Origin of the sequence: Enterococcus sp. 3C7_DIV0644 (genome assembly GCF_002141235.1) — a bacterium.
In the GTDB taxonomy this organism is placed as follows: domain Bacteria; phylum Bacillota; class Bacilli; order Lactobacillales; family Enterococcaceae; genus Enterococcus_D; species Enterococcus_D entomosocium.
In genome coordinates this window covers 2,297,558-2,317,252 of sequence record NZ_NGLK01000001.1, presented here as the reverse complement: position 1 = coordinate 2,317,252, position 19,695 = coordinate 2,297,558, and the positions used below count along the sequence as shown (strand labels likewise).

The following is a 19,695-nucleotide window of genomic DNA, read 5'->3' as shown; positions in this document are numbered from 1 at the left end:
TTTCCGCTACACTCACACAAAGACCAAAATCAAACTGATCAGAGCAATATAGAAGGCGACCACTCCCGCAATTTTGTCCCACTTGACTTCTGCTTGGTTATACTGATCGGAATGCTCCGCAATCTGAGCGGACAAAAAGTAGAACTTTTTAAAAACAAGCAAATACCCTGCTAAACCAAATAGTACGGCTAAGGCAAGTTGGTTGATTTGGCTTGAAATGACCTGATTCTGATGAAGCATTACCAACCCTACGGCACTAACCTCCCCTCATTTCATGAGGTTGGCTCTTGTACGATTCATGCACCTCCCCCTTTCTTTCAAAAATGCCAATACATCAAAAACATTCATTTTCTGACTAAATTATAGCATATTTTGAATAAAAAAATAAAATCCAAGAACTCGTAAACGAATGTTCTTGGATTTTTATCAATCGAAAAAGATGATTACTTGCTGGCTAATCACCACCAGCAAAAATTTCTTCTTTATTATAAATCGGTGTATGTTTTTTCAAGTCTTCAAGTGTTCCTACTTGTCTCCCTTTGGAGTAAAAACCATCTAACAAGCCTAAAGATTGAAAAATCGTTTGCTTATAGGCAATTTCCGCATTCCATTCCGTGGTATCTAGTATTTGCAAAGCTTTATGGATTGCTTCGATGCCAGATGCTCCTGGCGCACTGATCAGTACCCCATGACTGTTGAGGAGCAACATATTCGGTAAGGCGAGTTGTTCTTTTTTCATGTAATCAGAAACTAATTCTGCTAATTCTGGTGAGCAATTAGGTTCAAAGTCTAGTACAGGAATATAGCCAATTTTTTGGGTCGCTTCTGTTAAGTTAGGCATATCCAATCCAGCGGTTGCCCAAAACATCGAGTGAGGAGAATGGGCATGTAAGACTGCTTTTATCGCTGGATTCGTATCATAAACCGCTTCGTGTAAGTTGATTTCTCGTGTCAGCTGACCAACCCCATCAATCACTGTTCTCGTATGAGGCTCAACGACTAAAATCTGGGCTGGTGAGACCTCTCCTAAATAGGCTTCTGACATCATAGTTGGTGTCATAATAATGTATTCTTTTCCAGTTTCATCGGTTGTTTTAAAAGAAAAATTACCGCCTGCAACATTTGTATTCTTCCGGGTAAAAATCAATTTTACGATTCGTGCTAAATCTTCCCGTTCTCTTTCAAAAATCATCCGTCCATCTGACATATTCAAGACCACCTTTTTTATTTTTCAAACGTTTTGTTGCGTAAGATTGTTTGTACAGCTCCCCTTACTTTAGCTGCTTCTTCCTCTTTTTTCTTTTTCCGTTCATCGTATTCTTTAAAAAGTACTGGACTGCCATATTTGTATACACAGACTGCTAGACCAATCGCTACGACATTAAATAGGTACTGTTGTGTCACCAAAGCTAAGAGATAGCAGCCAATTGCTAGAAAAAGAAGCAATTGCCATTTTATTTTTTCGCTCTTTCCCATTCCTGTCGTCCTTTCCTTTTTGAAAATATTAGCCATTCGTCGCACGTACTTGCGTCGATGGGGTCCCTTGTTCTTCATATCTTTGACTTGGTACCTTTACCTTATTCATATATTTATACAACCAGACAAACATTGCGATAAACACAACGGAACCGACGATACCCAAGATATTTCCTTTAAACGCTTCTGCAAATAAAATTCGAAATTCCGGTCCTTCGATCGAAGACCAAGTGATTTGCTGCCCTTTTTGTATTCCTTCTACTGCGCCGGTTCGATCTGCTAAGCCCGTTAGGATCGGCGTCAAATACGTAGCTGCATATAGATAGATTGGCATCGAAATAACCCCCATGATCAGCATACGAACCAAGTTTCCGCCGGTGAGCAATAATCCACCTACTGCGATCGAATAGTTAATGATTCCTGCTAAAGGCAACACAGCATTTCCCGGCAAGATGATAGCATAGCCAATAAAGACAGGTACCAACAAGATAGCAGTGACCCAAATCTCAGAGCGACCAGCTAATACGGGCCAATCTAACCCAATGTAAACTTCCCGATCTTTAAAGCGTTTTTTCATCATTTCCGACATTGCATCAGCCAGTGGTGAAAGAGACTGCATAAACATTTTTGAGATCATTGGGAACAAAGCCATTGCAGTCGCGATTTGAATAGCTAAGTTCAATGAGCCTGACACGCCATAAGCTGCAGCTAATCCCAAGCCCAAACCAATGAGAAAGCCCATCACCGAATTTTCAGAGAAGATACCGATTTTCTTTTTTAAGGCTTTGGTATCGGCCCGTCGATTAAAGAAAGGAATTTTATCCATAATCACATTGATCGGTAATAAAAGCACTGCTGAAATATTCATCAAGTGGGTCACTGTTACTAAAGGAATACCAGTCAAATCCTCAATGTGGCGTTGGAACATATCCCCCATTTTAAGTTCCAAGATAACCTGTACGATGGCGGTGATAAACCCAGCAAGTAAACTTCCACTGATAAAGTAGACCAGATAGGCAGTCAGCGCTTTGCCCCATACATTCCACATATCGACATTCAACGTCTTGGTCCAGTTCAAAATCAACATGACAAAATTCACGCCAAGAACGACGGCAAAGAAAACAAATGCATAGGACCATGACCAGGTGATACTTGCCGCTCCTGTCCACCCTAAATCTAGCGCAGGCAAGTTCAAGCCAGTGTTTTTTGCCAATGCTTCGGAAGCTGGACTAACTGCATTTGACATAAAGCCAATGACCATAGACATCCCAGTAAAAGCAATACCTAACGTGATTGCAGACATAAAGGCTTTTTTGAATTTCATCCCTGCAACCAAGCCTAGGATTAAAATGATTAGCGGCACAAAAATAGCGGAACCTAAACCTAAGATATAATTGATAATGTCTTGAAATACTTGCATTTTTTTCACTTCTTTCTTTTGATAGGATGTTTTGTACTAGCCAATCAATTCTTTGATTTCTTCATAAATCGTATCCATACCCATACCGGTAAGAAACGGAATCCCAGCAAAAACGTGTACACCTAGCTCAGCGGCTTTTTCCAATACTTCATCATCTGGCTGAGCAACATACACATAAATTCCTGTCGACGGCAATTCATTTTGGATCGACTTGTAATCAACTGCTTCAACGGGGAAATCGATTCCGTCATCTTCAAGCATTCCAGCAATTTTACTTGCGATCGTTTGACTTGTTGCAACCCCACTTCCACATGCTACGATCAATCTTCTTTTCATCTTAAATTCCTCCAAAAATTTTATTTTGTATACTGTGTAACTAGCTGATAAATTGCCTGCACTTCTTGTGTTTCAATGAATGCCTTTACAAATCCTTCATCCATAAATAATGCCATTAACGATTGCAGTAAGCCGACTTGCTCTTTTGGTTCTTTGATTCCTAGAAAAAAGAGATCCTTGACCTGCATTTCTTGACTGTCGCCCATTTGCTTCATCTTCACCTCGTTTTTCAGACGCACGATCGCAATAAAAGGCTTTTCGACATACGCTGGTTCTGAATGAGGCAAGCCAATATTCAAATACTGTGTAATCAGTCCAGTTGGAAAAGCTTGTTCTCTTGCTAGTAATCCTTCTACATACTGTTCATTCACAAAACCTTGTTGCTGTAATCGTTTTGCTATTTCTTCAAATAGTTCTTTCAACTCCTCTCCTTCCACATCGAGAAAAATTAGCCTTTCATCAAACATGCTCGTATAGCCCACCTATTCTTCCTCCTTGTTCAACTCAAATGATAAATATTGTTAAAGTTTGTTACAATATGTTTTACAATGTAAATATACAATAGTTAATTTTTCTTGTCAACGCTTTCTTTTGGTATTTTTTTCAAACTGATTCCTTTCACCAATACACGAAACTATCAAACTTTAACAAAGATGAACATTTTCCCTTGCTTTTTCCAAAAGTAAATGCTATTAATTAATGTATAAAGAACATCGATAAAAAAGAAACTTAAAAAAATCGTTAATCAACCAGAGGTGAAACTATGTTAAAGAAAGAACGGCAAGAAAAAATTCTAGCGCTAGTGAATCAGCACGATTACTTATCCATTGCAGAAATAGCCAAAACATTAGACGTTTCCGATATGACCATTCGTAGAGATATTACAGAGTTAGCGAATCAATCTTTATTGGTAAAAATCTATGGTGGCGCCCAAAAACTCGAAAAAATCGAACACGAGCTTTCTACTCAAGAAAAAATCGATACGAACGTTGCCGAAAAGAAATTCATCGGAAAAGTAATGAACAGTATCATATCAGACAACGATACTATCTATATCGGTGCGGGAACTACGATGCTCCACGCTTTACCTGAACTAAAAAAAGCAAACTTATTCGTGATCACAAATAGTTTACTTGCTTTTAATTATTTGATTTACAACACAGACTATCGTGTCTTATTGACCGGTGGAGAATTTTCCCGCACGACGGAAGAATTTTATGGGGAAACAGCAGAGAAGAGTTTTGAAAATTTAAATATCGATATCGCTTTTGCTGCTACAAATGGGATCTTTGAAAATAATATCACCACTGCAAATCTTGTTGAAGGTTCGATTCAACGAGTCGCATTCAAACATTCCCGCAAAAAATGCATCGTTGCAGATAGTTCCAAGTTTAATCGCTCTGACGTTTATACCTTCTACTCGCTTTCAGATATCGACTATTTGATCACTGATGATAAACTTTCTGAGACTACTTTTGACTATTATCGTTCCTTTACAGAGATCCTCAAGGAGGAACAAAAATGATTTTAACCATCACAATGAACCCTTCCATGGACTACAACTATCTTGTTCCTTCGCTAAAATTGGATCAAGTAAATCGGGTAGATAACCCACATACATCAATTGGAGGAAAAGGCATCAATGCTGGCAGAGTCATCGCACAATCTGGGGAAGCCGTTTTATTGACAGGTATTTTAGGTGGACCTGTAGGCAAAACGATCCTTGATTCTTTACTAGCTGAAGAACGTTATGTATTGGATTTCCTCACCATCGACGGCAATTCTCGCAATGCGATCACGATCATGCATGACGGTAACACTCATACTGAGCTAGTAGAAAAAGGACTTTATCTGTCGGAGGAAAACGAACAACTTTTTTACCAACACCTTGCAGCAATAATTAAACAACACCCCATCACGGTCGTCTGTATTTCTGGATCAGTAAATTCTGATAATGGACACTTTCACGATCAGTTGCTTCAATTCATCCGTCAATCATTAGGTGAACAAGTCCCGATCCTCATGGATATAGCTGGGGAACAACTAAAAAATTGTTTGACTCAAACGAATGCTCGTCCGAATTTTATTAAACCAAATCAACAGGAATTAGAAGAACTAATGGGTCAAAAATTGCATTCATCGCAAGACATTTTCTCTGTCTTAGAGAGCACTCTTTTCGAAGGGATCGACACCGTCATGGTTTCTCAAGGCGGCGATGGGGCAATCGTTAAACACCAGTCGACTTTTTTTAAGATCGAGATCCCTAAAATCGCCATCGTTAATACGACTGGCTGTGGCGATTCAACCGTTGGTGGTATGGCTGTTGCAATGAATAAACAGTATCCAATGGAACAAGCATTGACCTATTCTATGGCTTGTGGCATGTCTAATGCGCTTTCGAAAACAAACGGTACGATCGATCCTGCACAAGTCGCTGCATTTAGCGAAAAGATCCACCTTTTCAAGATCAAAGAATAAACGGCTACCTATTTTTTTGGTTCTCTTGATTACGCAAAACATTCGTTGGTACAAAGAAAAAAAGCCCTAGCTAAGTGCAACTGATTGGTTCAGTGTTCTTAGCTAGGGCTGATTTTGTTAGTGGTTAAACATATTGTAATTCTTTGGCTTCTTTGTAGGCTGCATCGATCAAACCGCCGCCCAAGCATTCCATCCCGTCATAAAAAACGACTGCTTGTCCAGGAGTGATGGCGCGTACTGGTTCGTCAAAAATCACTTCTGCCCGATCTCCATCTAATAGACGCACCGTTACTGGTACATCTTGTTGACGGTAGCGGAATTTTGCTGTGCATGAAAATTCCGTTCCGCGGTCTTGTTCTGTAGTAAAGTGGATTTGGCTTGCTTCCAAGCGATCTGCATACAATGCGGGGTGATGGAATCCTTGCCCCACATACAAAGTGTTGGTTGCTAAGTCTTTTCCTACGACAAACCATGGTTCTTGAGTGGCACCGCCGCCGCCAATGCCTAAGCCTTGACGTTGTCCGATGGTGTAGTACATCAAGCCATCGTGTTGTCCTTTGACTTCGCCATCTAATGTAACCATATTGCCTTTTTTCGCTGGCAAGTAATTACTCAAAAATTGTTTGAAATTCTTTTCTCCGATAAAGCAGACACCCGTGGAATCTTTTTTCTTGGCTGTTGCTAGACCTGCCCGTTCAGCGATCGCTCGTACTTCTGATTTTTCCATGCCGCCTAGTGGGAACATGGTTTTGCTCAATTGTTCTTGTGACAATTGGCTTAAGAAATACGTTTGATCTTTGTTGTTATCCACGCCTCGCAACATATGAGTTACGCCGTTTTCATCAACGGTCACTTGCGCATAATGGCCGGTTGCTACATAATCGGCACCAAGATCCATCGCATAATCCAAAAAGGCTTTGAACTTGATTTCCTTGTTACACATGACATCTGGATTAGGTGTCCGTCCGGCACGGTATTCTGCAAGGAAATATTCAAATACACGGTCCCAATATTCTTTTTCGAAATTCACTGAATAATAAGGAATCCCGATTTGCGCAGCCACTTTGGCTACGTCTTTGTAGTCTTCTGTTGCGGTACAAACACCGTTTTCATCGGTATCATCCCAATTTTTCATAAAGATCCCGACAACATCATACCCTTGTTCTTTCAGCAAAAGTGCTGTTACTGACGAGTCTACCCCGCCACTCATTCCAACCACCACCCGGGTGTTTTCGTTAGACATGATTGTTTCACCATCATTTCAATTATAGATTCTGAAATCATCTACGATTTGAAGGTCGCAACTTTTCAGTAATTTGCATTATACAACAAAACACAAAAAACTTCACTGTTTGCTGTCTTTTCTTAAAAATTCCTTTTTTAGAAAAGACATCTGGAGAGAAGTAACTGTTCGTTATTCCACCTACTCAGCCAAATAGAGGAAGCGCTGCTTTTGTGTCTGTCATCGACAGCTGTCCAAACAGTAACAACTTACTTTTCAAATGGTGGTTGTCATAAAATCGTATGAAATTCTTCAGGAAATGCAGAAATGCTCTTATTAGAAAAAGACTATACTTCTCTTAGATACTACTTTACGAGGAGGGGCATTTCATGCGATCGCACACAAGGATATCGAAAACGAGGAGAAACGATGGGAAGAAAGAAAAGAGCCTTGCACTGCTGCTTTTTCTCATCGGTGGTGTTTTTGTCATTCATTACGTGATTGATCAGGTCAGGGATGCTGCGTTTGATCAGACAGCGCTTGTCTCAAAACAGTTCACTCGCCAAGCCAATCAAGCGATTCAACAAGCGATGGCAGACACGCAGCAACTGCCGTTGATTGTACAAACCGATCAACGCTGGGGCAATAACACGTATGGATATGGAGAAGAGCAAAACACCTTTGCGGCAAACGGGTGCGCTATTGCTTCTTTAGCCATGATCGATGCTTTTTGGACGGATCTTCCGCCGAATCCTGACAAACTATTGGAGTGGGCTGGCGATCAATTTTATCTTCCCAAACAAGGAACAAGTTGGCAAATCTTTCCTCAGTTTGCCGAAGCTTTTGGTTACCAATTTGCCGATTTAGGGGATTCATTTGAGGCTGCCTATGAGAAAATGACACAAGGCATCCCCGTTGTGGTCTCGGTTCAAGCAGGAACCTTTACGACATCCGGACATATCATGGTATTGGCTTTGAACAAAGAAGGAACGATTCAAGTATTCGATCCTAATGATTCCCCCGAAAAAGCCCATTATGAGAAAAGCTATCCTAACGATGTCTTTCAAGCAGAAGGAATCCATTATTGGAGCTTTTGGCTTTGATGTTCTGATCGGCTGAAGCTGCAAAAATACACCTTTTGTGGGACAAAAAAAGACTAGCCGCAGCTAGTCTTTTGCTTATCTTGCTATTATTGAACGCGTGGTTCGTTGTTTTCTTGAATACGCGTCGTTGTCCGGTTGAAGGCACCTTTGGCTTTACGTGTTTGTTTTGACGCAAAGTCGCCAGTTGTTTCTGCCGCACTGCTTACTTTGTCTTGAACTGTTTCAGAGTCTTTTTCGAATTGTTCACGTGTTTTGACATCTGCTACATTCACGTTTACTTCGATGACTTCTAAATTCGTCATTTTGTTGACTTGTGTTGAAACAACCTCTTTGATTTGGTCGTAGATCGTGGTCATGTCGCTGCCATATTCTGCAACGATATCAAGATCGACTGCCACTTGTTTTTTCCCAACTTCAACGTTGATCCCTGAAGTCACATCATCGGTGTTGACTAATTTACCTGCAATATTTGAGAAGAAACCGCCATCGACTGTTAAGAGTCCGTCTACAGATTCTAATGCAATGCCTACGATTTTTTGAATCACTTTATCTTCGTAAGTTAATTCTCCTTTAACACCTGTTGTTGGTTTTGTTTGGTTTTCCATCGTACATTCCTCCTACTATAATCTTGATATAAATTAAACTAATAATGTTACCAAAGTTAACGGCGCGGTCTTTGAAATTGTTCAAAGAATCCGACTTCTTTGAGATAAAATCCCAGATACGTACCTAGTGCCGTAAATAGCACCAGCAGTATGGTTTTCAAAAAGCCGATCGTTAGAAACAGGATCGCTAGGATCAAACCGAAACCTGCAAAGATAAGCGGGATCTTATAGTGGTAGAACCATTCACTCATACCTGTTCCTCCTAAACTACACGCGGTTGGTCATGGGCTGCTGGCGTTTCTTGCGTATCTTTTAAAACAACTTCCGTTTGGATATTGCTTTCGATACCGAAAAGCTGCTGCAGACTGCTGCTGATCTCACCAACCAAAGCTTCTTGTTTTTGCGGGATGGCTGCTGTTTGTTTCATTTCTCCATCGATTTTTACCGCTACTTTATTCTTGACGATTTTGATTTTTACCGATGGCTGATGGATGAAATCTGCTTGTTTCACCCGCTCGAGCACAAAATGCTCTAACGCCTTCTTCTGAATCACTAAATCGCCTGTCTTATGGGGAATGATCAAGCGGTCTGAGCGTTTTGGATAAAACAAAACGACAAAGAGTGCGATCACTGTAAAAATAGCAAAGCCAACAGATAACCAAAAGAGCAGCATACTCATGGAAGATCCGACCCAAGGATATTCATCCAAAGGAATCAAGTAAACAGGAAATGAAGCCGCTTGCTGATTGGCGATGATCCCAAAATAAAAGACAAGTAAGAGTAAAAGTAATCCGATGATAAAAATCACTTTAGAAATCTTACGCATTGGCAACCTCCTTTACTGCTTTCTACTTAAAGCATACACATTTCTTAAATATCCATCAAATAATAACTCTTGGAATCGATTATTTTTTACATATAAAGTTTATTTTTATCAAAAAAATTTCCTTAATCAAAGCTTGCTGTCAAAGTCATCACAAAAAAAGCAAGCCGTCCGACGTTGTCTTGACGCTTGCTTTTCTTGTTATCTGTTAACGAGCTAGCTTGGCAAGTTCTTGTTGCTTTGCATGATGTAGCACCGCCAGTTCATTTTCGGAAACTGGTCGACCGAAGGGACGCGGCTGCGGCAGAAACGCCAATTCCGGTGCATCGACTCCTACGTTGAGATTCTCAGCGATTGGTACACTGTGATGATGGATATGCCCATGCAGATTGCGGCTGTTTTTGGTGATCCCCAGCAGCATAGGATAATGGGTTAGTAAAAATTGCTGATGAGCAAACTTCAGCAAGACACCAACATCTTCAAACGCATACTTTTGGGCTCCCAAACAACCAGGATCATGCTTGCGCAAGTACGCAAAGAAAGCCCGAGTATCATGATTGCCTTTGATAAAAACGATTTTGCCCTGCAGCTGTGCTAACAGCGCCGCAATTTCTGGAAAACCTGCTTCATAAGCAGGGTGCATCGCGACATCCCCTAAATGATAAACGACATCTTTATCCGCAACCACCTCATTCCAGCTGGCGATCATCGTTTCATGCATTTGCGTCACTGTCTCAAAGGGGCGTGGGGCAAAGTCATTGTCCCCGAGCAAGGCTGCATGAAAATAATGGGTATCAGACGTAAAAAATTTCATAGTCGCTCCTTACTTTACTGCTTTTTTCTGTGATCTGCGTCTTTAAATCATCGCTAACGGCTGCTTTTTCGTTGGCTCCGGAAAGCGTGCATCGATTGTCGCCAATTCGCTTTTGGAAAAAACGATTTTGGTAGCTTCAATGTTCTGCAGCATATGCAGCGAGTCACTGGTTTGGGGGATCGCTAAGACGTGGGGTTGTCGAAGGGTCCATGCCAAAAGCAGCTGAAAAATCGTGCAGCCTTTGGCTTCTGCCAGCTCTTTCACCACTTCATCATTTTTGAAGTGGTGCCCTAGCCGATCGCCTTGAGCAATGGGTGAGTAGGCAATCACCGGAATCTCAGCCTCTGCCTGCCAAGGCAAAAGATCGTATTCGATCCCCCGGGCACCTAAATTATAGAGTACTTGGTTGGCGGCACATTGATCGCCGTTTTCTAACCGCAACAGCTCCTCCATATCTGCCACGTCAAAATTAGAGACGCCCCATGCACGAATCTTTCCAGAGGCTTTGGCAGCTTCTAGTGCGTCAACTGTTTCTGCTAACGGCACATCTCCTCGCCAGTGGAGCAGATACAGATCAAGATAGTCGGTGCCTAAACGCGCTAAGCTACGGTCTAAAGCTTTCGGCAATTCATCTGCGGAGGCATTCCAGGGATAAACTTTTGAAATCAAATAAAGATCCCCTCGTGTAAAGGGCTGGATCGCCTTGCCAACTAGCGTTTCTGCGTTTCCCTCGCCGTACATTTCTGCGGTATCGATGACAGCCGCTCCGGCTTTGATGCCCGCTTGCAGCGCATCGATCTCGGCTTTTTCCTTAGCAGGGTCATCCCCCATATGCCAAGTCCCCATTCCAACGGCTAACACGGATTGCTTGTTTAAGGTTCGTTTCATCTGGATTCCTTCTTTCTCGTCTCAACGTATCCACTTTCTGAGAACGGCTTAGGTTTGTTTTCTTTAGTATAAAAAGAAACCGGCAAAGATACAAAAGAAGTGTATCAATCCCTTGCCTGCTTGGCGGAGTGACACACTTCTTGCCCTTTGAACGGTATAGCTGCTTTTGACAAAAGCTTACGCTTTGACAAACAACCCGCGGCTGATAAAACCATCCATTAAAAAGTAAAATTTTTCTTGCAACATTTTGTGCTGTTCATCTTTGAAAATATTGACTGCTTTTAATCCATTGGCTGTCGTGATGGACATCTTGAAGGTTTGCAGATCTTTTGCAACAGTGATTTTTAATTTAAAGCCTTCTTTGCTTTGGGGTGTTGCTTCAAGGCCACGAATCAATTGGAAGTTGCCGCCGTTCGTTTCTGTAAAGCCATTATCCCGCAACGTATATTTTTTTGCTTCAGGAGCAATGCGGTATTGGGTTGCTGCGCCTAAAACGGTTGCTGTTGTTTCAAATGCCATGTTCTTCACCTCTTTAACATCATTTCTTTCATTATAAATAGTTTTCAGCGAGATTGCTAGCTGTTCTCCTACTTTTTCGTTGCTAAGACAGTTTCTGCTAATAGCTGAGCAAATGCTTCGATTTCCGCCAATGTGTTGCCATAGCCAAAGCTGATTCTGACCGATTCCCGAATAGCTGGATGCTCTTTGCCCACCATCGCTTCGAGCACATGGGAGGGCTCCACATTGCCCGCCGTACAAGCGCTGCCTGTCGAGATCGCAGCCCCTTTTAAGTCCAATTTCATCAGCAGCAAGTCACTGCTGACACCTGGGAAACGCAGATTCAAAATATGCGGCAATTTGTGTGCTGGGTCACCATTCAACTGAACATCGATGCCTTGTGCTGCTAAGGTCTCCATCAGTACATCGGCAAATGTTTGATATTGTTCCGCCGCTGCTTGCTGCGCTTCGGGGGTATGCAAAGAAGCTGCTTTGGCCATTCCCATGATGGCTGCTAAGTTTTCCGTCCCTGCTCGCCGTTTTTCTTCTTGTTCGCCACCATGGAGTAGCGCAGGTAGCGACAAGCCATCTCGTTTATACAAAAAGCCGATCCCTTTTGGTCCGTTGATTTTGTGAGCGGAAATGCTTAAGAGATCAATACTGTTTTCATTGATTTCAAGCGGGATTTTGCCATAAGCTTGCACGGCATCGGTATGAAAAACGGCGGGATGCTCCCGTAAAAGGGCGCCAATTTCTGCAATCGGCAACAAATTGCCCGTTTCATTGTTTGCCGTCATTATGGATACTAAAATCGTATCGGGACGTAAGGCAGCCTCAACTTCACTGACGGCCAATTGCCCCTTTTGATCTACGGGCAAATAGGTCACCTCAAAGCCTAAGCCTTCTAAATAGCGCATACTCTCAATGACCGCCGGATGTTCGATCTGGGTCGTAATGATATGTTTGCCTTGTGCTTGTTTGCTAAGGGCTGTACCGATGATCGCTGTATTATCGCTTTCGGTACCTCCACTGTTAAAAATGATCTCATGTTCCTTGACCCCTAGCTGCTGAGCGATCGCTTGACGAGCCAATTCTAATTGGGTGTGGGCGTCTCGACCATAATGATGAATGCTTGATGGATTGCCAAAAAATGTCTGCATCGTCTCACTCATCACTTTGATCACTTCTGGGTGCAGCGGTGTCGTTGCTGCATGATCTAAGTAAACCATTCTTTTCACCTATCCTTCATTACTGCCATTATAACAAATCTTCCTCAGACGTCTATCGTGAGTGTCCATACGAAAAAACCTGTCAGTCAAAAGCGGAAAAATCGCCAATGATGACAGGCAGCTGAACGCGTTCAGCCTTACGAAAAATCAGGAACGTGTGCTGTTTTGCTTGTGCGAATCACGTCACTTACTGATCGTTTTATTTTTTTCCAGGTTCAGAGGCAATGACAGTCAATTCACCAACCAATTCCCATTTCTTGATCGGGTTTGGCAAAATGCAGCTCGTGCCCATTTTTAGTTCATAGGAATGACCGTCGATCATCAACTGCCCATACCCATCAATCACGGTCATCAAGGTATAATCGGCCTTTTGTGCCAAAGATAATTTCCCACGTACTTCCCATTCATACACATTGAAAAATGGCGTTTCAAGATAGGTAACGACTGCTGATTGTCCTTGTTTGACTTCACGGATCGATAATTCTGGCGTCCGTGCAGGAATCGTCGTCACATCGATTGATTGTTGGATATGCAGCTCCCGTGTTTGTCCTTGATCATCAGTACGATCATAGTCGTACACCCGATAAGTCGTATCCGAGCTTTGTTGGGTTTCTAAGATCATGATCCCTTTCCCAATGGCATGGATCGTTCCACTTGGCACGTAGAAGAAATCGCCTTTTTTCACAGGGACTTTTGTTAACAAATCATCCCAACGACCCGCTTCGATCATTTCCGCAAGTTCTTCTTTGGTTTGTGCATGGTGGCCATAAATGATTTCCGCACCTGGTTCGGCATCAATGATGTACCAGCATTCCGTTTTCCCTAATTCCCCTTCATGGGCTAACCCATACGTGTCATCAGGATGGACCTGAACGGATAGATCATCTTCCGCGTCTAGAATTTTAATTAATAATGGAAAGACTGGTTCGTCTGAATGTCCAAACAGTTCTTGATGGTCTTGCCAAAGATCCGCCAATGTTTTGCCTTTAAACGGACCATTTTCAATGACGCTCACCCCATGAGGATGCGCACTGATCGCCCAATCTTCACCGATCTTGTCACTCGGTAAATCAAAACCAAAAACAGAATGCAGGCGACTGCCGCCCCAAATTTTTTCTTGAAAAACAGGTTTCATAAACAATGGTTCCATAATTGTTCCCCTCTCTAGTTGTTCGTGCATATTATAGCATGAATCCGCTTATTCGGCAGATTCTTTTAAGTAACATTGCAGGATTTCGTCACGATGACCCAAGTAGCTTTCTCGATGATCCACTGGATGGACCCGATTCGATAAGAAAATAAACGCTTTTTTGTTAGGAATATCTACTGCAAGAAACGTGCCTGTATAGCCTGTATGAAATAATTGGTACGGCGCACCCAATAAGTCCCAGCCATAGGTGCGGGGCTTTGTGCTTTCAGGCGTCTGCCTCTGAGCCAGCGCCTGCATCACTTTTTCTGAGAAAAACGGCGCACCTTGCTGCTGACCATTTGCCAATAACAGTTGAACGAACAGCGTCAAATCATCCACGGTAGAAAACAACCCGGCGTTGCCGGCATGGTTTCCCAGCACTCGTGCTTTTGGGTCATGGGTGATTCCTCTAAGGATACTGCCGTCTGGCTGCTGCTGGGTAGGCACGATCAATGGCAGCTGTGAAGGAGGAAAAGGCGGAAAGCCGCTGTTCTTCATGCCCAAAGGCGTCAAGACTTCTTCTTGAAAAATCTCGGTCACTGGTTTTTGATACAGCTCCTCCAATAAAAAGCCCAGCAAAATCGTCCCAGTATCCGTATAGCTGACCGTTTGACCGATCGTATCACTGCTTTCAAGCTGCAAATACGCCTTGCGCAAGGCAGCAGCATCCAACTGGTCTCGATGAGGAATCCACGTGTTGATGGCTGCCGTATGCGTCAGCAAGTGCTTGATCGTTACCCGATCGTCTTTAAACGCTGGCAACCAACGAGTAAGCGGTGCCTCCATCTCGATTTTCCCTTGATCCCACAATTTTAACAGGACGGTGGTTGTACAAATGACTTTCGTCAATGAGGCTAAATCAAACAAATGATCTTTCGTCATGGGTTCGGTTTTCGGAAGAAGCGCTGCCTGTCCGAATACCTGGGTCTCTTGGGTTTCACCAGCGATAAAACGCAGCACCGCTCCTGGGAAAACGGTCGGCATTTTTTCTTGAATGAGCTGTACTGTTTTTGGGTACATTGTCATCGTTCCATACTCGCTCCTTTCAGGCTTGTCTTGCTTCTAACTTTAGCACTTTTTGCCAATGAAAAAAACTACCCATTAAGGATAGTTTTCAGATTTTTTTCTAATCAGTGTTACATAGATTACTCATCGGCTGGTGCAGCTTTTGCTTGCGCCTTTTGGATGATTCTCAAATAACTGTAACACGCACATTGGCTACATAGTCCCCCTACGATCAATCCCGCGAGTAAGGGATTGATCAAGACGAGCAGTAAAGCGAGGCCACTCAACAGCCCTAGCAACATCAGTGTCTGCAACGGTGCCCAAAAGATGATGAAAAAGCTTTTGATCAAGGCGAGCCGCATGGGTGCCGCCAAATGCACACTGTCGCAGATAAAATACAGCAACCACACGAGTAAAATGATACTTAAAAACAAATAGCCGACAGCCAATAAGGGCAACTGAAAGGAATCGATTTGGCGATAAGAGCCTAACAGCAGCAAAGCGAGACTACCGAAAAAGAGGCCTGCGGCAAAACTGCGCCGATAATTTTCCCGATAGAGCCGCCAAAAGGTCCCTCCGATGGCCTGTCGTGGTTCTTGATAGTACAACCAGCGCCGCATGACCCCAAATAAAGCAAAGGTCGCTGGCAAAAGAATGCTAGGAAAACTAATGATCAAACCAACCAAAGAGAAAAGAAACTGACGAGGAGAGCTGGGGAAAATCAGCCCCAAAGCTAGCAATAGAACGGGCAGATTGAACAGTAACCAGTAGCCATTCAAAAGCAACATACTAGCTATCGCTTGACTGGCACCATACCAACGATACCATCGTTCATTTCCCATCAGTCCGCCTCCTTTCTCTAATCAGCTGATTTACCCTCTAGCGGGCTAAGTTTTGTAGATTTTGCTGCCATTTCTCTGTTTGATAATCCAGCAACTCTTGATAGCCCGCTGCTTGTGCTTGGGCTTCCGCCTCAGCAAAGATGGCACGCACTTCTTCATCGCTGTCAGCAAAGATCGCTGAAGCATTGGCTTCTTCAAAAATATCGTTGATCCGTTGCTGAATGATTCCTTCTGGTGAGTCTGGCATCGGGTTGATCGCCGCAAATTCCGTGTCGTCTTTTTGCGTGTCCCAAGTAATAGCATGCTGCCATTTCGTTGCCCAGTTCATTTGATCTTCTGGAAGATTCAGTTCAAATTTTGTTTTGGTATTGTCTAAAAAGGCGGAGTTGCCGTTCCATTGGAAACTTGAAGTTGCTTGCTCAATCTCCGAAACGCCTGCACTGTCTTCTGCATAGGCATCCGTAAATTGCGTATAGCCTTCTTCGTCAAAGCCATCCCAATACTGGCCTTCTGGACCAAACATCAAGATCGATTGGCCCAACGGTCCTGTCAACCAGTCTAAGAAGGCAAAGACTTTTTCTGGGTCTTCTGCATTTCTAGTAATGACACTGACATTCCACCCTAGCATTTCATAGGAACCTGGGAAAATATTGTCAGGATCTAGTCCTGGTTTTGCAATCGGCTCGATATAGAAATACCCCGCATCTGGGTTTTGCTCTTGTAAGATATAGTGGGCATCGCGAGCATGGTTGGACGGGCTGGCAGCCGCATAGACAGCTACGCGGCCGCTAGTTACTTTTTCTGCAACCATATCCGCATCTTGGGTCAAGGTATCTTGGGTCATCAAGCGCTCACGGTACAATCTTGACGCATATTCAATCGATTCTACGTAGTTTTCATTGGCAAAGATCGAGGTCAACACGTCGCCTTCAGGAACAGCGCGAATGCGGATATCTGCTGGTGAACGCCCTTCTGCAAAGGCGGAGTATAAGACATTGATCCCTTGTCCGCTGACATCTGTTTCAAATGGAATAACATCAGGAAACTCTGTTTGAACTTCTTTCAAATACTCATAAAGATCATCGGTTGTTTTCAATTCTGGCGCACCTAAAGCATCATGGATCTCTTTATTGACGACATAACCGGCATTCCCGAAAGGCTCCGAGCTATACCAGTTGGGAAATTGATAGAGCTTGCCGTCTTCTGAACGAAGCATGTTCAGGATGTCTTCTCCCGCCCATTCTTTCAAGTTCGGATACTTATCCAAGTAATCATCAAATGGCACTAAGGCACCCGCTTCTCGCAGCCGTTCCACATCCGACCCTCGATCAAGCCAAATAAAATCAGGTAGATCATCGCCAGCGATCATTGTGCTTAGCCGCTGTGCTGCATTCCCGCCACCATCGATTGCGCGAATATCTACCTTGGTCAGTTCTTTGATAGCAGCAGTTGCTGGATCATCTCCCCAACGATCCATCGTGTACCAATCATAATTACCAAACATCGTGATCTCCAACGGTTCACTACCTAATTCAAAGACCTCCGAACTGTCACGGTCATTCGCTGCCGCCCCATCACTTTCTTTTATCCCTGACTCACTGCCGCAAGCAGCCAGTAAGAGACTCATCGCAGTCACTGACAGCACGCCTTTTAATACCTTTGCTTTCATTCTTTTATCCCCTTTCAACGTTTCGTTCCTTCTCTCCTCTAATCAAGAGAGTTCCTCCTGCTCTGCTAATCTTTCAACGAACCAATCAATACACCTTTTACAAAATACTTTTGGACAAACGGATAAACCATTACGATCGGCAAAGTCGCCACCATCATGATCGCCATCGACAAGGATTTTCCTGTGACACCAGTCATTTCCGCCAAACGTGCTGCTGAGCCAGAATCGATTTGACTCATTTGCGAACTCACCGTGTTCGAATTCAAGACTCGTTGCAAAAAGGTCTGCAAGGGAATCAGATGATCTGAAGTAATGTAGATGCTTGGCATAAACCAATCATTCCAATGCCCAACGGCGGTAAATAGCGACAAAGTGGCAATGACTGGACCTGATAACGGCAAAATGATTCGGAAAAACGTGCCCCAATACCCACAACCATCAATTTTCGCTGAATCTTCCAATCCTTTCGGCAGTTGCTGAAAGAACGTACGGAAGATGATCATATTCCAAACACTGATCAGACCAGGAATGATCATTACCCAAAAAGAATCCATCAGTCCAAGTGAACGTACCACTAAAAAAGTTGGAATCAAGCCGCCGCTGAAGAACATCGTGAGGATGAAAAAAATCGTAATAAATTTTCGCCCTATCAGTTCTCTTTTTGACATTCCATATGCTGCCATCGCTGTCAGCATGATCGATGAAAACGTCCCGATCACTGTCCGTAAGACACTGATGAAAAAGGCATTCATCAAGCGCTGATCTTGAAAGACGATCTGATAGTTTTCCAACGTAAATTCTCTTGGCCAAAACGTGATCCCACCGGTCACCGTGTCACGTCCAGAATTAAAGGAAATCACCAGTGAATTCCAGAAGGGATAAAATGTCAAGAATGCAAGCGTTATCAAGAAAAGGTAGATAAAAATCATCATCGCTTGGTCGCCCCAATTTTTCTTCATTGTTCATTTCCTCCTCTGCTGATCACCATAAGCTGTGACCCACTTTGCGTGCGAAAAAGTTTGCTCCGCTCAAAAGAGTGACACTAATGACTGCTTTGAACAAACCAACAGCTGTTGCGTATGAATATTGAGAGTTGCTGATCCCTACCCGATACACATAGGTATCAATGACATCCGCCACATTTCTAAGAGCTGGATTGCTCCCAAGTAAAAGCAAATCTTCAAAGCCCGCATTCAATAAGTTGCCGATCTCCAAAATGAGAAAAATCGTAATGATTGGAACGATCGAAGGCAGAGTGATCAAAAAGACTTGCTGAAATTTCGTTGCGCCATCTAGTGATGCTGCTTCGTACAGTTGCGGATCGATCCCAGCAATGGCTGCCATATAGACGATCGAGCCAAAGCCAATCGATTTCCAAAGATTTGTCGTAACGATGATCGTCCAGAAATAGCGAGGGATCGATAAAAAGTTGATTGGTTCATCGATCAGGTTTAAACTCTCCAAAGCAATATTTAAGCTACCGTTATCCATCGATAAAATCGACATCGTAAACCCCGCCACGATCACCCATGATAAAAAGTGTGGGAGATAAGTAATCGTCTGCACCACACGTTTGAATGCAACGTTCTTGACCTCGTTAAGCATCAACGCCAGCAAAATCGGTGCTGGAAAACAAATAGCAATCTTTAGCACACTGATCATAATGGTATTCCGTAAAATTTCCCAAAAACGTGGTTCACTAAAAAAGCGCCGAAAATTATCAAAGCCGATCCATGGACTGCCTGTCATACCTTCAAAAATATTGTACTGTTGAAATGCCATCAAAATCCCGTACATTGGGATATAGCTAAAAATGCCTACCAGTAAGATCGCCGGCAGTACCATCATCTGCAGATCCCACTGAGCAAAATATCGGTGTATCCACTTTTTTTCCATCACATCTACTCCTTGTCTTCCCGTTACTGCTCAACACCATAAGAAACCGCATACATTAATAACAACAAATAACCTCTGCGTCCAGAGCCATCGAATCTCGATTCTTTTTTATTATAAATTAAGAATAACCACAATTCAATATAATGTTTGCGATTTTTGAATCATAATGGCTATTATATTAAGTTTTAAGACAAGCGTTTCA

The 19,695-nt window shown here is 43.0% G+C and carries 23 protein-coding genes; 3 read left to right on the top strand and 20 right to left on the bottom strand.

Annotated elements, in window-relative coordinates:
* Positions 1-12 precede the first annotated feature (12 nt).
* The 6 genes from A5877_RS11015 to A5877_RS10990 all read right to left on the bottom strand — a co-directional run bounded on the left by A5877_RS11015 (position 13) and on the right by A5877_RS10990 (position 3,714).
* Positions 13-240: a hypothetical protein gene (locus A5877_RS11015; RefSeq protein ID WP_254907472.1), complete on the bottom strand. Its 228-nt coding sequence runs from the start codon at positions 238-240 to the stop codon at positions 13-15.
* Positions 241-454: 214 nt separating this feature from the next.
* The gene (locus A5877_RS11010) at positions 455-1,207 is read right to left on the bottom strand and encodes a class II aldolase/adducin family protein (RefSeq protein WP_061053679.1); all 753 of its coding nucleotides are present in this window, start codon (positions 1,205-1,207) and stop codon (positions 455-457) included.
* Between the two features lie 17 nt (positions 1,208-1,224).
* Positions 1,225-1,476, bottom strand: coding sequence for a hypothetical protein (locus tag A5877_RS11005; protein WP_061053678.1), 252 nt, complete (start codon positions 1,474-1,476; stop codon positions 1,225-1,227).
* Between the two features lie 28 nt (positions 1,477-1,504).
* Positions 1,505-2,896, bottom strand: a complete 1,392-nt coding sequence (locus A5877_RS11000) for a PTS galactitol transporter subunit IIC (protein ID WP_008376155.1) — start codon at positions 2,894-2,896, stop codon at positions 1,505-1,507.
* A gap of 36 nt (positions 2,897-2,932) precedes the next feature.
* Positions 2,933-3,232 (bottom strand): PTS sugar transporter subunit IIB, encoded by a 300-nt coding sequence (locus A5877_RS10995; protein WP_005227245.1) that lies wholly within the window; start codon positions 3,230-3,232, stop codon positions 2,933-2,935.
* A 20-nt stretch (positions 3,233-3,252) separates the two neighbouring features.
* Positions 3,253-3,714: a PTS sugar transporter subunit IIA gene (locus A5877_RS10990; RefSeq protein WP_008376156.1), complete on the bottom strand. Its 462-nt coding sequence runs from the start codon at positions 3,712-3,714 to the stop codon at positions 3,253-3,255.
* A 281-nt stretch (positions 3,715-3,995) separates the two neighbouring features.
* Here A5877_RS10990 and A5877_RS10985 point away from each other — a divergent pair, with 281 nt between their 5' ends.
* On the top strand, positions 3,996-4,757 hold the full coding sequence (locus A5877_RS10985) for a DeoR/GlpR family DNA-binding transcription regulator (protein WP_008376158.1): 762 nt from the start codon (positions 3,996-3,998) through the stop codon (positions 4,755-4,757).
* Positions 4,754-5,710, top strand: coding sequence for a 1-phosphofructokinase family hexose kinase (locus tag A5877_RS10980; protein ID WP_008376159.1), 957 nt, complete (start codon positions 4,754-4,756; stop codon positions 5,708-5,710). Before A5877_RS10985 ends, A5877_RS10980 begins: the two co-directional genes overlap by 4 nt.
* A gap of 124 nt (positions 5,711-5,834) precedes the next feature.
* Here A5877_RS10980 and mnmA read toward each other — a convergent pair whose 3' ends face one another.
* Positions 5,835-6,953 (bottom strand): tRNA 2-thiouridine(34) synthase MnmA, encoded by a 1,119-nt coding sequence (gene mnmA, locus A5877_RS10975; protein WP_026008140.1) that lies wholly within the window; start codon positions 6,951-6,953, stop codon positions 5,835-5,837.
* Positions 6,954-7,321: 368 nt separating this feature from the next.
* Between mnmA and A5877_RS10970 the strand changes: the two genes are divergently transcribed.
* On the top strand, positions 7,322-8,035 hold the full coding sequence (locus tag A5877_RS10970; RefSeq protein ID WP_086316826.1) for a C39 family peptidase: 714 nt from the start codon (positions 7,322-7,324) through the stop codon (positions 8,033-8,035).
* An 86-nt stretch (positions 8,036-8,121) separates the two neighbouring features.
* Here the strand turns inward: A5877_RS10970 and A5877_RS10965 are convergent, their stop codons facing one another.
* The 13 genes from A5877_RS10965 to A5877_RS10900 form a co-directional block, all read right to left on the bottom strand.
* Positions 8,122-8,640, bottom strand: coding sequence for an Asp23/Gls24 family envelope stress response protein (locus tag A5877_RS10965; RefSeq protein ID WP_005232258.1), 519 nt, complete (start codon positions 8,638-8,640; stop codon positions 8,122-8,124).
* A gap of 56 nt (positions 8,641-8,696) precedes the next feature.
* A complete protein-coding gene (locus A5877_RS10960; RefSeq protein ID WP_005232259.1) occupies positions 8,697-8,891 on the bottom strand; it encodes a DUF2273 domain-containing protein in 195 nt (64 codons plus the stop codon).
* An 11-nt stretch (positions 8,892-8,902) separates the two neighbouring features.
* Positions 8,903-9,466 carry an alkaline shock response membrane anchor protein AmaP gene (amaP, locus tag A5877_RS10955; protein ID WP_086316825.1) on the bottom strand — a complete coding sequence of 188 codons (564 nt, stop codon included), beginning with the start codon at positions 9,464-9,466 and terminating at the stop codon, positions 8,903-8,905.
* Between the two features lie 205 nt (positions 9,467-9,671).
* Positions 9,672-10,277: a metallophosphoesterase gene (locus tag A5877_RS10945; RefSeq protein ID WP_005232261.1), complete on the bottom strand. Its 606-nt coding sequence runs from the start codon at positions 10,275-10,277 to the stop codon at positions 9,672-9,674.
* Between the two features lie 42 nt (positions 10,278-10,319).
* Positions 10,320-11,165, bottom strand: coding sequence for an aldo/keto reductase (locus A5877_RS10940; RefSeq protein ID WP_008376169.1), 846 nt, complete (start codon positions 11,163-11,165; stop codon positions 10,320-10,322).
* Between the two features lie 177 nt (positions 11,166-11,342).
* Complete coding sequence (locus A5877_RS10935) at positions 11,343-11,684, bottom strand: DUF1831 domain-containing protein (protein ID WP_005232263.1); 342 nt, start codon at positions 11,682-11,684, stop codon at positions 11,343-11,345.
* Positions 11,685-11,752: 68 nt separating this feature from the next.
* Positions 11,753-12,892: a cysteine desulfurase family protein gene (locus A5877_RS10930; protein WP_008376171.1), complete on the bottom strand. Its 1,140-nt coding sequence runs from the start codon at positions 12,890-12,892 to the stop codon at positions 11,753-11,755.
* A 199-nt stretch (positions 12,893-13,091) separates the two neighbouring features.
* Positions 13,092-14,045 carry a mannose-6-phosphate isomerase, class I gene (gene manA / locus A5877_RS10925; RefSeq protein ID WP_176257035.1) on the bottom strand — a complete coding sequence of 318 codons (954 nt, stop codon included), beginning with the start codon at positions 14,043-14,045 and terminating at the stop codon, positions 13,092-13,094.
* 45 nt (positions 14,046-14,090) lie between these two features.
* A complete protein-coding gene (locus tag A5877_RS10920) occupies positions 14,091-15,107 on the bottom strand; it encodes a serine hydrolase (RefSeq protein WP_086316824.1) in 1,017 nt (338 codons plus the stop codon).
* Positions 15,108-15,226: 119 nt separating this feature from the next.
* Complete coding sequence (locus tag A5877_RS10915) at positions 15,227-15,928, bottom strand: DUF624 domain-containing protein (protein WP_086316823.1); 702 nt, start codon at positions 15,926-15,928, stop codon at positions 15,227-15,229.
* Positions 15,929-15,965: 37 nt separating this feature from the next.
* On the bottom strand, positions 15,966-17,597 hold the full coding sequence (locus A5877_RS10910) for an extracellular solute-binding protein (RefSeq protein WP_086316822.1): 1,632 nt from the start codon (positions 17,595-17,597) through the stop codon (positions 15,966-15,968).
* Positions 17,598-17,662: 65 nt separating this feature from the next.
* A complete protein-coding gene (locus A5877_RS10905) occupies positions 17,663-18,556 on the bottom strand; it encodes a carbohydrate ABC transporter permease (protein ID WP_005232275.1) in 894 nt (297 codons plus the stop codon).
* Positions 18,557-18,578: 22 nt separating this feature from the next.
* The gene (locus tag A5877_RS10900) at positions 18,579-19,493 is read right to left on the bottom strand and encodes a sugar ABC transporter permease (RefSeq protein WP_005232278.1); all 915 of its coding nucleotides are present in this window, start codon (positions 19,491-19,493) and stop codon (positions 18,579-18,581) included.
* Between the last annotated feature and the right edge of the window lie 202 nt (positions 19,494-19,695).

Bases quoted from the DNA above. Each gene is read 5' to 3' on its own strand.
- A5877_RS10940 (WP_008376169.1), bottom strand. From the start codon at position 11,165: ATGAAACGAACCTTAAACAAGCAATCCGTGTTAGCCGTTGGAATGGGG.
- A5877_RS10930 (WP_008376171.1), bottom strand. From the start codon at position 12,892: ATGGTTTACTTAGATCATGCAGCAACGACACCGCTGCACCCAGAAGTG.
- A5877_RS10935 (WP_005232263.1), bottom strand. From the start codon at position 11,684: ATGGCATTTGAAACAACAGCAACCGTTTTAGGCGCAGCAACCCAATAC.
- A5877_RS11005 (WP_061053678.1), bottom strand. From the start codon at position 1,476: ATGGGAAAGAGCGAAAAAATAAAATGGCAATTGCTTCTTTTTCTAGCA.
- A5877_RS10910 (WP_086316822.1), bottom strand. From the start codon at position 17,597: ATGAAAGCAAAGGTATTAAAAGGCGTGCTGTCAGTGACTGCGATGAGT.
- A5877_RS10915 (WP_086316823.1), bottom strand. From the start codon at position 15,928: ATGGGAAATGAACGATGGTATCGTTGGTATGGTGCCAGTCAAGCGATA.
- A5877_RS10945 (WP_005232261.1), bottom strand. From the start codon at position 10,277: ATGAAATTTTTTACGTCTGATACCCATTATTTTCATGCAGCCTTGCTC.
- A5877_RS10905 (WP_005232275.1), bottom strand. From the start codon at position 18,556: ATGAAGAAAAATTGGGGCGACCAAGCGATGATGATTTTTATCTACCTT.
- mnmA (WP_026008140.1), bottom strand. From the start codon at position 6,953: ATGTCTAACGAAAACACCCGGGTGGTGGTTGGAATGAGTGGCGGGGTA.
- A5877_RS11010 (WP_061053679.1), bottom strand. From the start codon at position 1,207: ATGTCAGATGGACGGATGATTTTTGAAAGAGAACGGGAAGATTTAGCA.
- A5877_RS10995 (WP_005227245.1), bottom strand. From the start codon at position 3,232: ATGAAAAGAAGATTGATCGTAGCATGTGGAAGTGGGGTTGCAACAAGT.
- A5877_RS10900 (WP_005232278.1), bottom strand. From the start codon at position 19,493: ATGGAAAAAAAGTGGATACACCGATATTTTGCTCAGTGGGATCTGCAG.
- A5877_RS11000 (WP_008376155.1), bottom strand. From the start codon at position 2,896: ATGCAAGTATTTCAAGACATTATCAATTATATCTTAGGTTTAGGTTCC.
- A5877_RS11015 (WP_254907472.1), bottom strand. From the start codon at position 240: ATGCTTCATCAGAATCAGGTCATTTCAAGCCAAATCAACCAACTTGCC.
- A5877_RS10980 (WP_008376159.1), top strand. From the start codon at position 4,754: ATGATTTTAACCATCACAATGAACCCTTCCATGGACTACAACTATCTT.
- A5877_RS10920 (WP_086316824.1), bottom strand. From the start codon at position 15,107: ATGACAATGTACCCAAAAACAGTACAGCTCATTCAAGAAAAAATGCCG.
- A5877_RS10985 (WP_008376158.1), top strand. From the start codon at position 3,996: ATGTTAAAGAAAGAACGGCAAGAAAAAATTCTAGCGCTAGTGAATCAG.
- A5877_RS10970 (WP_086316826.1), top strand. From the start codon at position 7,322: ATGCGATCGCACACAAGGATATCGAAAACGAGGAGAAACGATGGGAAG.
- amaP (WP_086316825.1), bottom strand. From the start codon at position 9,466: ATGCGTAAGATTTCTAAAGTGATTTTTATCATCGGATTACTTTTACTC.
- A5877_RS10965 (WP_005232258.1), bottom strand. From the start codon at position 8,640: ATGGAAAACCAAACAAAACCAACAACAGGTGTTAAAGGAGAATTAACT.
- A5877_RS10960 (WP_005232259.1), bottom strand. From the start codon at position 8,891: ATGAGTGAATGGTTCTACCACTATAAGATCCCGCTTATCTTTGCAGGT.